Annotated in this window: 13 protein-coding genes; 10 read left to right on the forward strand and 3 right to left on the reverse strand. The window is 75.3% G+C overall.

Annotated features, from left to right (window positions below; genetic code table 11):
* The coding region (locus tag ABT014_RS26410) for an acyl-CoA dehydrogenase family protein (protein ID WP_350641686.1) at positions 1-195 on the forward strand (195 nt) is incomplete at its 5' end.
* A gap of 43 nt (positions 196-238) precedes the next feature.
* On the opposite strand, the gene ABT014_RS26415 is transcribed toward ABT014_RS26410, so the two are convergent.
* Positions 239-580 carry an immunity protein Imm33 domain-containing protein gene (locus ABT014_RS26415; protein ID WP_350641687.1) on the reverse strand — a complete coding sequence of 114 codons (342 nt, stop codon included), beginning with the start codon at positions 578-580 and terminating at the stop codon, positions 239-241.
* A 103-nt stretch (positions 581-683) separates the two neighbouring features.
* Here ABT014_RS26415 and ABT014_RS26420 point away from each other — a divergent pair, with 103 nt between their 5' ends.
* The 6 genes from ABT014_RS26420 (at position 684) to ABT014_RS26445 (ending at position 5,318) form a co-directional block, all read left to right on the forward strand.
* Complete coding sequence (locus ABT014_RS26420) at positions 684-1,628, forward strand: pseudouridine-5'-phosphate glycosidase (protein ID WP_350641688.1); 945 nt, start codon at positions 684-686, stop codon at positions 1,626-1,628.
* On the forward strand, positions 1,625-2,593 hold the full coding sequence (locus ABT014_RS26425; RefSeq protein WP_350641689.1) for a carbohydrate kinase family protein: 969 nt from the start codon (positions 1,625-1,627) through the stop codon (positions 2,591-2,593). The genes ABT014_RS26420 and ABT014_RS26425 overlap by 4 nt, the downstream gene beginning before the upstream one ends.
* Positions 2,586-3,071, forward strand: a complete 486-nt coding sequence (locus tag ABT014_RS26430; RefSeq protein WP_350641690.1) for a universal stress protein — start codon at positions 2,586-2,588, stop codon at positions 3,069-3,071. Before ABT014_RS26425 ends, ABT014_RS26430 begins: the two co-directional genes overlap by 8 nt.
* A 96-nt stretch (positions 3,072-3,167) precedes the next feature.
* Positions 3,168-3,623: a MarR family winged helix-turn-helix transcriptional regulator gene (locus tag ABT014_RS26435; protein ID WP_350641691.1), complete on the forward strand. Its 456-nt coding sequence runs from the start codon at positions 3,168-3,170 to the stop codon at positions 3,621-3,623.
* Complete coding sequence (locus tag ABT014_RS26440; protein ID WP_350641692.1) at positions 3,620-4,492, forward strand: ABC transporter ATP-binding protein; 873 nt, start codon at positions 3,620-3,622, stop codon at positions 4,490-4,492. The genes ABT014_RS26435 and ABT014_RS26440 overlap by 4 nt, the downstream gene beginning before the upstream one ends.
* Entirely contained in the window at positions 4,452-5,318 is an 867-nt protein-coding gene (locus ABT014_RS26445; RefSeq protein WP_350641693.1) for an ABC transporter permease, read from the forward strand. Before ABT014_RS26440 ends, ABT014_RS26445 begins: the two co-directional genes overlap by 41 nt.
* A 76-nt stretch (positions 5,319-5,394) precedes the next feature.
* On the opposite strand, the gene ABT014_RS26450 is transcribed toward ABT014_RS26445, so the two are convergent.
* Positions 5,395-5,631, reverse strand: a complete 237-nt coding sequence (locus tag ABT014_RS26450) for a DUF6296 family protein (RefSeq protein ID WP_350641694.1) — start codon at positions 5,629-5,631, stop codon at positions 5,395-5,397.
* Between the two features lie 314 nt (positions 5,632-5,945).
* Here ABT014_RS26450 and ABT014_RS26455 point away from each other — a divergent pair, with 314 nt between their 5' ends.
* The 3 genes from ABT014_RS26455 (at position 5,946) to ABT014_RS26465 (ending at position 11,024) form a co-directional block, all read left to right on the forward strand.
* Complete coding sequence (locus ABT014_RS26455) at positions 5,946-6,407, forward strand: hypothetical protein (RefSeq protein WP_350641695.1); 462 nt, start codon at positions 5,946-5,948, stop codon at positions 6,405-6,407.
* A 149-nt stretch (positions 6,408-6,556) separates the two neighbouring features.
* Positions 6,557-8,587, forward strand: coding sequence for a SpoIIE family protein phosphatase (locus ABT014_RS26460; protein WP_350641696.1), 2,031 nt, complete (start codon positions 6,557-6,559; stop codon positions 8,585-8,587).
* Between the two features lie 142 nt (positions 8,588-8,729).
* Complete coding sequence (locus ABT014_RS26465) at positions 8,730-11,024, forward strand: ATP-binding SpoIIE family protein phosphatase (RefSeq protein WP_350641697.1); 2,295 nt, start codon at positions 8,730-8,732, stop codon at positions 11,022-11,024.
* Between the two features lie 19 nt (positions 11,025-11,043).
* Here ABT014_RS26465 and ABT014_RS26470 read toward each other — a convergent pair whose 3' ends face one another.
* Positions 11,044-12,264, reverse strand: a complete 1,221-nt coding sequence (locus tag ABT014_RS26470) for an FUSC family protein (RefSeq protein WP_350641698.1) — start codon at positions 12,262-12,264, stop codon at positions 11,044-11,046.
* Positions 12,265-12,273 lie beyond the last annotated feature (9 nt).

A 12,273-nucleotide genomic window follows, 5' to 3' on the forward strand; every position in this document is an offset into this window, starting at 1 on the left:
TTCGGGGCGGCGGCGAAGTGTTTCGCGTCGGACGTGGCGATGGAGGTGACCACGGACGCGGTGCAGTTGCTGGGTGGGTACGGGTACACGCGGGATTATCCGGTGGAGCGGATGATGCGGGACGCGAAGATCACCCAGATCTACGAGGGCACCAACCAGGTCCAGCGGATCGTGATGGCCCGCAACCTCCCGTAGGTCGGGCATCGGGGGCCGTCCGCCACGGGTGGGCCGGCCCCCGTCAGTCGCCGCGCAGCAACTCCTCGTCGTACCAGACGTCCTGATGGCCCGGGCCGAGGCGGAAGCGCCAGCCGGGCGGGAGCGCGAGGTAGGGCCGCACCGAGGGGCAGACCGTCACCAGGTGGCCGACGGGCGTGGGCAGGAAGTACTCGGGGTCGTCCGGCAGTTCGTCCGAGGACCAGACGAACCAGCCGCAGTCGCCGTCCTCGGCGGGCTGGCGCAGTCCGTTGACCGGGAAGACGACGCTGGAGAAGTCCCGGGCGAGGCCCAGGATCTCGGCCGGGCCGACGGGCGCCGGCTCGGCGCCGACCCGGGAGCAGACCGCGTCGTTCTCGTGTGGCATGGCAGATCCAGACCGTTCGTCACCCCACCCCGCACCGGGCATCCTACCGCCGCCGCCGGCGGCGGCAGGTTTGGACTCCTCGCGGCCATGCCAGGTATGGAGGATGACCACTCCCGCGCCCGCGCCCGCCCTCCGGCTCTCCGACGAGGTCCAGCACGCCCTGGAGCGGGGCGTGCCCGTGGTCGCGCTGGAATCCACGATCATCGCGCACGGGCTGCCCAGACCGCGCAACCTCCAGGTGGCGCAGGAGCTGGAGGCGCTGGTCCGGGCCGGCGGCGCGGTGCCGGCCACTGTCGCCGTGCTGGACGGTGCGGCGCGGATCGGGCTCGGCAAGGCCGAACTGGAGCGGGTGGCCGGCGACGACACCCTGCGCAAGCTCGGCGCCCGTGACCTCGCCCCGGCGGTGGCGACGGGCGCGAGCGGCGCCACCACCGTCTCGGGGACGGCCTTCCTGGCCGCCCACGCCGGCATCCGGGTCTTCGCCACCGGCGGCCTCGGCGGCGTCCACCGGGGCTGGACGCAGACCCAGGACGAGTCCAACGACCTCGCCCTGCTGGCCAGGACCAGGATCACCGTGGTCTGTGCCGGGGTGAAGTCGATCCTGGACGTGCCCGCCACGCTGGAGCGGCTGGAGACCCTCGGGGTGACCGTGCTCGGCCACCGGACCTCGCTGTTCCCCGGCTTCTACCTGGCGAGTTCGGGCTGCCCGGTGGACTGGACGGTGGACGGCCCGGACGAGGTGGCCGCCGTGATGCGGGCCCAGGACGACCTGGGCGGCCCCGGATCGGCGCTGATCGTCGCCAACCCGGTGCCGCAGGACGAGCAGTTGGACCCGCAGCTGCACGACCGGGTGCTCGCCGAGGCGCTCGCCGCCGCCGACCGGGCCGGTGTCACCGGGCAGGCCACCACGCCCTTCCTGCTCGCCCACCTCACCGAGCACACCGCGGGCGCCTCGCTGGAGGCCAACCTGGCGGCCGTCCGGGGCAACGTCCGGCTGGCGGCCCGGATCGCCGGGCACTGGGCGGCGGGCCCGGCGGCGCGCGGGTGACCGGCGCCACCGGCGGGCTGCTGGTGGTCGGGGACGTGGTCACCGACGTGCTCGCCCTGCACGAGGGACCGCTCGCCCCGGACACCGACACCGCCGCGCGGATCTCGGTGCGGCCCGGCGGCGCGGGCGCCAACGTCGCGGCCTGGGCCGCCCGCGGCGGCGCCCGGACGGCGCTGCTGGCCCGGGTCGGCGCCGACTCGGCCGACTGGCACCGCGCCGAGCTGCGGGCCGCCGGCGTCGAACCCCGGCTGGTGGTGGACGACCGCACCCCGACGGCGGTGGTGATCTGCCTGGTGGACGGCGGGGCCGAGCGCACCCTGGTCACCGACGGCGGCGCCTCCGTCCGGCTCGGGCCCGAGGACTGGCGGGCCGACCTGCTGAACGACGTGGCCCTGGTCCACCTCTCCGGGTACCTGTTCTTCTCGGACCCGGGCCGCCGGCTGGCCGCCCGGGTGTTCGCCGACGCCGAGCGCCGCGCCCTGCCGGTCAGCGTCGACCCGGCCTCCACCGGCTTCGTCGCACGGCTCGGGGTCGGCGCCTTCCGGGCCGCGGTCACCGGCGCGGGCCTGCTGGTGCCCAACCTGGCGGAGGCACGGCTGCTCTCCGGCCGGGACGATCCGGCGCTCGCCGCCGCCGAGTTGAGCACCGCGTACGGCACGGTGGCGGTGACGCTGGGCGCGCGCGGCGCCCTGGTGGCCCGGGACGGGCGGCTGGTGGCCGAGGTCCCGGCCGTCCCGTCGGCCGCGCTGGACAGCACGGGTGCGGGGGACGCGTTCACCGGCGGCTTCCTGGCCGCCCGGCTGGCCGGCGCCGACCTCGCGCAGGCGGCGGCGGCCGGCTGCCGGGCCGGCGCGCAGGCCGTCCGCACCGTGGGCGGGCGCCCGCCGGCCGGACCGGACGCCGGCTCACCGGCCCCCGCGCGCCGCGCCGGACGGGGCGGGGCTACGCTCGGCAGCTGTGAGTGACGAGTGGCAGTCCGAACGGTCCGAGCTCTCCGGTGAGCAGTTCGAGCGGGGCACCGACGGCCCCAAGGTGATCGTGGTCGGGGTGGACGGTTCGGCCGCCTCCGGCCGCGCCGCCGCCTACGCGGCCGGCCTGGCCCGCCGTCAGAACGCCCTGCTGGTGGTGGTCTACGTGCAGCCGGTGCTCGGGGCGGCGGTGGCGATGGGCGCCTCGGTCGCCGAGCTGACCGAGGAGGTCGCCGAGCAGCTGCTCCAGGAGATCCGCAGCTGGGCGGAGCGGATGCACGGCGTCTTCGAGGTCCGGTGGAAGTTCGTGACCTTCCGCGGCGATCCGTACGGCGGCCTGGTGGAGACCGCCGACCGGCTCAAGGCGGACGCCGTGGTGGTCGGTGCCTCGGAGCAGGCCGGGCACCGGATCGTCGGCTCGGTGGCGGTCCGGCTGGTGAAGGCCGGGCGCTGGCCGGTCACCGTCGTGCCCTGAGCCTGCGGCCCGCCCGAACGGCGGCCGGCGCCCGAACGGCGTACGGGTTCCCGCGTTCCACTGCGATAGCTCTTACTGAGAGCTAAAATTGCCGGCATGGCGACCAAGGGACTCGGCGACGAGCTGGCCGATCTGCTCGTCGGCATCCAGCGGCTGCTGCGCCGCCGGCTGCGCAGCGGCCTGACCGTGCCGCGGCTGCGCGGCGCCCAGGTGGAGCTGCTGCGGCTGGTCGCGGCCCGGCCGGGGATCCGGGTGTCCGCCGCCGCCAAGGAGCTGTTCCTGGCCGGCAACTCGGTCTCCACCCTGGTCAACCAGCTGGTCGGGGACGGCCTGCTGATCCGCGCCCCCGACCCGGCGGACGGCCGGGCCGCCCTGCTGCACCCCACCCCCGAGGCGGCGGCCCGGCTGGCCGCCTGGGACGCCCGCCGCAGCGAGCTGGTCCGCTCGCAGGTCGCCCGGCTGCCGGAGGCCGACCGGGCGGCGCTCACCGCCGCACTCCCGGCCCTGCGGCGCCTGGCCGAGGGCCTCCACGAGGAAGGGGACGGGGCATGACCGTGACACCCACCGCCGGGGCGCCGCAGGGCGCCGCGCCGCCGGAGGCCCTCGCCGTGCGCTGCACCGGGCTGGTCTACGCCTTCGGAGCCACCCGGGCGGTGGACGGTCTCGACCTGGAGGTCCGGGCCGGCGAGGTGTTCGGCCTGCTCGGCCCGAACGGCGCCGGCAAGACCACGGCGATCCGGGCCGTCACCACGCTGTTGCGGATCCCGCCCGGCATGGTCCAGGTCTTCGGGCACGACAGCGCCCGCGAACGGATGGCGGTGCGCCGGCTGCTGGGCTACGTGCCGCAGCAGCTCTCCGCCGACGGCGGCCTGACCGGCCGGGAGAACGTCGCGCTCTTCGCCCGGGTGTTCGACGTACCCCGGCGGGAGCGGGCCGCCCGGGTCGCCGAGGCGCTGGCCGCGGTCGACCTGACCGAACCCGCCGACCGGCTGGCCGGCACCTACTCCGGCGGCATGGTGCGGCGGCTGGAGCTGGCCCAGGCCCTGGTCAGCGCGCCGCGGCTGCTGATCCTCGACGAGCCCACGATCGGGCTCGACCCGATCGCGCGCACCGGCGTGTGGGACCGGATCAACCAGGTCCGGGCGGCCACCGGGATGACGGTGCTGGTCACCACCCACTACATGGACGAGGCGGACCAGTACTGCGACCGGGTCGCGCTGATGCACCGCGGCCGGGTGCGCGCGGTCGGCACGCCCGAGGAGCTGAGGTCCTCGCTGGCCGCGCGGCCGGACGCCGCGCCCAGCCTGGAGGACGTGTTCCGCCACTACGCCGGCAGCGGTCTGAGCGGCCGGGACACCGAGGAAGGAGGGGATCTGAGCGATGTCCGTCGCACCCGCAGGACAGCTTCCCGCGTCGGCTGACACCCCGCAGCAGCCGCAGCCCGAGCTGAGACTGCTGCTGACCCCGCCGCCGGCCCGTGAGGGGTGGCGGCTGGTCCCGGCCCGGGTGGCCGCGCTGTGCGCGATCGAGCTGCAGAAGCTGCGTCACGACCGGGTCGAGCTGTACACCCGGGCGGTGCAGCCGGCGCTCTGGCTGCTGATCTTCGGGGAGACCTTCACCCGGATCAAGGCCATCCCGACCGGTGGCATCCCCTACCTGGACTACCTGGCTCCCGGGATCATCGCCCAGTCGGCGATGTTCATCGCGATCTTCTACGGCATCATGATCATCTGGGAGCGGGACTCCGGGGTGCTCACCAAACTGCTGGTCACCCCGACCCCGCGGGCCGTGCTGGTGACCGGCAAGGCCTTCGCGGCCGGCGTCAAGTCGGTGATCCAGGCGCTGGTGGTGGTGGTGATCGCCGCGGTGCTCGGGGTGGCGATGACCTGGAACCCGCTCCGGCTGCTGGCGGTCGCCCTGGTCGTGGTGCTGGGCTCGGCCTTCTTCGCCTGCCTGTCCATGTCGATCGCCGGGATCGTGCTCACCCGGGAGCGGCTGATGGGCATCGGGCAGGCCATCACGATGCCGCTGTTCTTCGGTTCGAACGCGCTCTACCCGGTCGACGTGATGCCGGGCTGGCTCCAGGCGGTCAGCAAGGTCAACCCGCTGAGCTACGAGGTCGACGCGCTGCGCGGGCTCCTGCTGGGCACCCCGGCGCACCTGTGGCTCGACCTCGGGGTGCTGGCCCTGGCGGCCGCGCTCGGGGTCGGCGCGGCGTCCGCGTTGATGGGCCGGCTGGCCCGCTGAGCCTGCTGGGGCCGGGACCGTACCCGGCGGACGGCCCACCCGGTGCGGGTGGGCCGTCCGCCGTGCGGTGCGCCCCTCAGGGCAGCAGGACCGCGTGGATCGGTGTCTGGGCGGTCTGCCCGCCCCCGGAGGCCAGCATCCGTACCTCGCCGCGGTCGCTGATCTCCGCCCGGACGATCCCGGACGCGTCCGCGTAGACCGGGTGACCGCCGGGGCCGGTGCCCCCGGTCGCCTCGACCACCACCACGTCCTGCGGCGCGTGCGCCCCCGGGGCTCCGGGGAACGTCAACGCATAGCGCTTGCCCTGACTCATACGCGGCCCTCCTGTCCGGCCCCCGGCTTCATCGTAGACACGGCCCGCGCGCCCGGCCCTCCGGTCGGCCCCGGGTGCGGTGCCACAGGTCGCTCCGCCGGGCGGTTGATCTGACGGACAGTCCGGTGACCGGGCGTCATGAGCAGCCGTGGGCTGCGTAGTTAGCTGCGTCACATCCGTCACCGATCTTTCTCGAAGATCGCCCGAAGCGTTCGATTCCGTGCCACTCTGCATTCAGGTCCGATGTGAAATATCACATTGCAGATGCCGCCCCGCAGTTCCGCGGGCGGCCCACCCTCATGAGGAGAAGTTCGATGAGTCGTCTCGCCCTGCTCGCGGCCGGTGTCGCCGGTCTGACCGCCTTCGGTGTCGCCCCCGCCGTCGCCGCCCCGGCTCCGCAGGCCGCCACCGCGCTCACCACCGTCACCACCTGCGGCAGCCTCGGCTACCAGGCCGGTCTCGCCACCAAGGTCTGCGCCGAGGTCACCGGCACCAGCGTGGCGCTGTACGGCCAGGTCGGCCTGGCCGGCCCGCCGTCCCCGGGCAGCCCGGCCCCGCAGCCCAAGCAGCTGATCACCACCCTGTCCGGCGAGGTGGTCGGCGGCGCCTCGCTCGGCACGCTGAACCAGAACGTGGTCTTCACCGCCTCGACGATCCAGGTCCGCGGCGTCGGCGGCACCGTGCCGTGCGGCTCCACCGTCCACGCGAGCTTCGCCGTGGCGTCGTTCCCGTGGTCGCCCAACCCGGTCACCCTGGACCTCCCGGTCACCTGCTGACCCGTCCGACCCGACGGGCCCGGGCGGGTGCGACGCCCGGGCCCCCGGCGGCCGGCCGCGGCACCGCGCGCGGCATGCGGTTCGGCGGCACCTCTCGTAGCGTCGGACAGGAGTGGGCACGCCCCTGCCCCGAGAGGAGCCCTCCGCCCGTGGACGCCGAGCCGGAGCTGGTGCCCGAGGTCTTCGACCAGGCGATCGTCGCCGTGTCGCTGTTCAGCGGCCCGGACCACCGTCTGGTCTACCGCAACGAGGCCTTCGGCAAGCTGTTCGGCGCCCGGCCGCTCGACCTGCCGGCCGCCGAGGCCTTCGCGGACGAACGCGCCGGGGCCTTCCTCCACCTGATGGACCAGGTCTACGCGGACGGCCTGGCCCGCCAGGTCACCGCGCCCCGGGCCACCGCCGGCACCGGCCCGGGCGCGCCGGGGCCGCGGCACTTCGTCTACAGCTGCACCCGGGTCCGCTCCCGGCACGGCGTCGGCGTGCTGGCGCTCGGCATCGACACCACTCGCGAGGTGGCCGCCGCCGAACGCGCCGAGCAGCTCTCCCGGCAGCGGCAGCAGACCCTGGAGCGCTACGAGGCGCTGATCTCCGCGGTCTCCCAGATGGTGTGGCTGCTGCGCCCCGACGGCTCGATGACCGAGCTGGTCGAAGGCTGGGAGGACCTCACCGGCTCCCCCTGGCGCCCGGCGCTGGACCCGGGCTGGTTGGAGCTGATCCACCCGCGGGACGCGCCGGAACTGCTCCGGGTCTGGACCCGGGCGCTCACCGGCACCCCCACCATGTTCGAGTCCACCTTCCGGGTGCTCACCGTCTCCGGCGAGTACCGCCACGTCAAGGCCCGCGCGGTGCCGGTGCTCGGCACCGGGGCGAACGGCGAGACGGTTGCCGAATGGGTCGGCGCGACCGCCGACATCGAGGACCAGTGGCGGGCCCGGCTGCGCGAGCGGCTGCTCGCCCGGGTGTCCGCCGTGCCCGGCCACCACCTGCAGGGCGCCTTCGCGGCGATGGCCGAGGCGGTGGTGCCCGAACTCACCGACGCCTGCGCGGTGTTCCGCCTGCCCGAGGGCGAGGGCGGGCCCTCCTCGGGCGCCATGATCGCCACCCGGGTGGCCTCGGCGGCCCGGGTCGGCCTGCCCGGCCTGCCCGCCCTGCGCAGCCAGACCTACCAGGTCGGGCCGGTGGCCCGGCAGGTGATCGAGAGCGGCCGGCCCCGGCTGCTGACCTTCGCCGCCGGCCATCCCCCCGACGGCATCCTGCCGGACGTCTCGCTGCGCTGGCTGGCCGAGGCCCGGGCGACCAGCCTGGTCCTGGTGCCGATCCTGGTGGACTCCGCCGTGGTCGCCTTCGCCGCCGCGGCCGGCTGCGGCGACAGCCCCCCGCCGAGCGCTGCCGACATCGCCCTGCTGAGCGAGGTGCTCCAGCAGGCCCAGCGGCCGCTGCGCAACGCCCTGGAGCACCAGCACACCCGGCGCACCGCGCTGATCCTGCAACGCGCCCAGCTGACGCCGACGCCCGAGGTGCCCGGCGCCGACCTGGCCGCCCGCTACCAGCCGGCCAGCACCACCGCCGAGATCGGCGGCGACTGGTACGACGCGTTCTTCCTGCCGGACGGCACCCTGGCGCTGGCCATCGGCGACATCGCCGGCCACGACCTGACCGCGGCCACCGCGATGGGCCAGCTGCGCAGCATGCTGCGCGCGCTCGCCTTCAACAGCAACCGCCCGGCCACCCCGGCGGACATCCTGGCCCAGCTGGACCGGGTCGCCGAAGGCCTGCGGGTGGCGCCGTTCGTCACCATCGTGCACGTGCACCTGGCGCTGCGGGCCGACGGCTGGCACGCCGTGTGGGCGAGCGCCGGCCATCCGCCGCCGCTGCTGATCCCCGCCGACGGCCCGGCCCGCTTCCTCACCGGCCGCCGGGTCGACCTGCCGCTGTGCGTCGACCCGGACGTCGCCCGCAGCACGCACCGCCGGATCCTGGGCGCCGGCGACACCCTGCTGCTCTACACCGATGGCCTGGTGGAGAGCCCGGAGGCCGGTCTGACCGAAGGGATGAACCGGTTGGCCGCCGCCGCCACCGCCGCCCGCCACCTGCCGGTGGAGGAGCTCTGCGACGAGCTGCGCCGGGTCGGCGACCGCCGGGACGACGTGGCGCTGCTGGTCTTCCGGCCCCGCCTGTGAACACCGCCCGCCCCGCCCGCGCCGCTGCTCCCGCGCCCGCCGCCCGGCCGTCCGGGCCGAGGGGACGCGCGGCACCGGCATCCGTTGCAGGATGAGGAGGAGTGGACCGGCCCGCCCGCCGACCGCGTGAGGTGCGCACACCATGGACAACAACCATCACCCGTTCATCGGCGCCATGGCCGCGGCCGTCGTCGATGCCGAGGGCGTGGTCGTGGGCTGGACGCGCGCCGCGGAGGACCTCCTCGGCCGGCCGGCCGACGAGGTCTGCGGGTCCCCGATGAGCCGGCTGCTCGCCGAGCCGGAGCTCTGGGACGCCCTCGCGGCCGGCCGGGCCGGCAGCGCCGTGCTGCTGGACGGACGCGGCGAGGCGACCGACCTCGCCTTCCGGGTGCTGCCGTTGGTCGCCGACGGTCCGCCGCGCTACCTGGTGATCGGCGCGCCGGCCGCCACGGTGGCCCGCTGGCGCGAGGAGCACGCCTTCACCCGGGAGCTGTTCCTCCAGGACCGGGTCGGGCTGGCGGTCTTCGACGCGGAACTGCGGCTGATCCGCACCAACACCCACCTGCTGCCCTACAGCGGCGTCCCGACCGACCTGAAGGGCCGGCGGCTGGCCGACTTCCTGCGCGCCGAGGACGCCGAGAACATCGAGGGCCTGCTGCGGGACGTACTGGACAGCGGGCGACCCCTGGTGCTGCCCGAGGCCCAGGTGCGCACCGTGCTGGACCCGCAGGGCGGGCGGCTGATGGGGATCTCCGCCTTCCGGCTGCAGGCGGACGGCGAGGAGCCGCTCGGGGTGACCGCCCTGTTCACCGACACCACCGAACTCGGCCGCTCGCGCCGCCGGCTGGAGCTGCTGCACCGGGCGACCGCGGCGGTCGGCGGCTCGCTGTCCGTCAACGGCACCTGCGTCGACCTGGCCGCCGTCCTCGTCCCCGGCCTGTGCGAGGCCGCGGTGATCGAGGTCGCCGAGGCGGTCTTCCAGGGCGACGAGCCCACCCCCGACCACGCCGGGATGCTCACCCTGCGCCGGGCCGCCGAGGCCGGTGAGGGCGCCGGCCAGGTGCCGATCGGCACCGCCGTGGCGGTGGAGGCGGCCGGCTCCTCGGTGCCCGCCCTGTCCGAGTCCGCCGGCCGGCCGCTCATGATCGCCCCGCTCCGGGCCCGCGGCATCGTGCTCGGCCGGATCTGCGCGTACCGGGAGGTCGGCGGCGAACGCTTCGAGAGCCCCGACCTGGAGCTGCTCCAGGAGATCGGCTCCCGGGCCGCCCTGGCGCTCGACAACGCCCGCCGCTACGCCCGCGAGCACCGGGCCGCCGTGAGCCTCCAGCGCAGCCTGCTGCCGCCGGCCGCCAGCGACACCCCGGCGGCCGTCACCGCCAGCGTCTACCTGCCCACCAACACCGACGGCGGGGTCGGCGGCGACTGGTTCGACGTGATCCCGCTGTCCTCGGCCAGGATCGCCCTGGTGGTCGGCGACGTGGTCGGCCACGGCCTCCAGGCCAGCGCCACCATGGGACGGCTGCGCACGGCGGTGCGCACCCTCGCCGACCTCGACCTCGGGCCGGACGAGCTGCTGGTGCACCTCGACGACCTGGTCTCCCAGCTCGCGGTGGAGGCCGACGACCAGGGCGGCGGCGTCCGCGGGGAGCCCGCGCCGTCCGGGGCGACCTGCCTCTACGCGGTCTACGACCCGGTCTCCGGGCGGTGCGTGATGGCCAGCGCCGGGCACCCGCCGCCGGCGGTGGTCGGCCCGGACGGCGCGATCTCCTACGTGGAGGTCAGCCCCGGGCCCCCGCTGGGCGTCGGCGGCTTCCCGTTCGAGGTGGCGGAGGTCGAGCTCGCCGCCGGCAGCGTCCTGGTGCTCTACACCGACGGCCTGATCGGCGGCGGCGAGGGCGACCTGGACGAGGGCATGACCGAGCTGCGCGGCCGGCTCGCACGGGCCGCGGTGACCACCCGCCCGCTCGCCGAGGCCGGCAAGGAGATCACCGAGAGCCTGCCCGCGCACCGGCTGCCCGACGACGTCACCCTGCTGCTCGCCCGCACCCGGCTGCTGCCCACCGGTGACACCGCCGCCTGGGACGTGGACCCGGAGCCGGCCTCAGTCTCCCGGGTCCGGGACGCGGTGACCGCGCAGCTGGAGCGCTGGGGGCTGGAGGACCTGGCCTTCACCACCGAGCTGGTGGTGAGCGAGCTGGTCACCAACGCCATCCGGTACGGCGGCGGCGCGGTCGGGGTCCGGCTGATCCGGGCGCAGCGGCTGATCTGCGAGGTGTCCGACCCGAGCAGCACCCAGCCGAGGATGCGCCGGGCCCGGCTCACCGACGAAGGCGGCCGCGGCCTGTACCTGGTGGCGCAGCTGACCAGCCGGTGGGGCAGCCGCTACACCGACCGGGGCAAGGCGATCTGGACCGAGCAGGAGATCCCGGGCGGCTGAGGCCGCAACGGGAGCCGGCTCAGGCCTCCTTGCGCCGGCGCCAGCCCTCGCCGCGGACCAGGCCGCGGATCCGGCCGAGCCCGGTGAACCGCTCCCGGTTGGCGACCGAGGCCCGGTCGAGTTCCTCCATCAGCCGCCGGCTGCGGTGCTCGAGGTCGAGCTCGTCCAGGATCCGGTCGATCTCGGCCAGCAGCGAGCCGTGCAGCTGCCAGGCCTTGGGGTGGGCCTGGACCCGCAGCAGCAGCATCTGGGCCACCCGCTCCCGGCTGGCCAGCGCGGCCGAGAGCTCCGCGGTCAGCCGGCCCTCGGCCTCCTCGGCGTTGCGGCTCACCTGCGTGGTCACCAGCACCGAGAAGCTCACCAGCGCGCCGCCCACGTGGGTCAGCAGCTCCTCCAGCGCCAGCGCGACGTCCGACGGCAGGAGCTCCTCGCCCTCCTCCCGGTGCTTGGCCAGGTCGGTGAGCGAGCGGGCCAGCACCCGGATCACCACCACGCAGATCTCCAGCGTGTCCAGGCCGGTGCGCAGCACCAACCGGGACAGCAGGCCCTCGCTGATCCGCGGGTTCAGCCGCAGGCTGTCCTCGGCCTGCCGCAGCGCGCCGTCCACGTCGGCGATGGCCTGGTCCAGGGCGCGGGCCTCGTGCAGCCGCGCGGCGGCCCGCTCGACCGGGGTGTGGCCGCCGAGCTCCTCGGCGATCCGCAGCAGCAGGTGGCGGGCCTGCCGGGCGAGGTCCTCGATCGACTCCCCGGCGGTGTCCACCCAGACCGGCGGGGCGAACACCAGGTTGAACAGCAGCCCCACCACGGCGCCGATCAGGGTCTCCAGCACCCGGTCCCAGGCCTGGGTGGCGAGCCGGGTGACCCCGAGCACGAGCATCGCGCTGATCGCCACCTCGTTGACGAACTCGTCGACCCGCACGAACTGCCCGATGGTCAGCGAGGCCAGGATGATCAGCCCGAGGCTCCACCAGGACAGGCCCATCACCGAGCTGAACCCGATCGCGATCACCACCCCGACCACCACCGAGTTGACCCGGCGGATGCTGGTGGTCAGCGTCGAGTAGAGGGTGACCTGGACGACCAGCAGCGCGGTCAGCGGGGCGGTCAGCGGGGCCGGCTCGGCGCTGAGCTGGAGCGCCACCGCGTAGGCGAGGGTCGCCGCGACGGTGGCGCGGATCGTCAGCACGACGGTGGGATCCTTCAGCCACCGCCGGAACCTGGCGCTCACTGCTTCGCTCATGGCTGGCAT

The organism is Kitasatospora sp. NPDC094015 (assembly GCF_040304075.1).
Lineage (GTDB): Bacteria > Actinomycetota > Actinomycetes > Streptomycetales > Streptomycetaceae > Kitasatospora.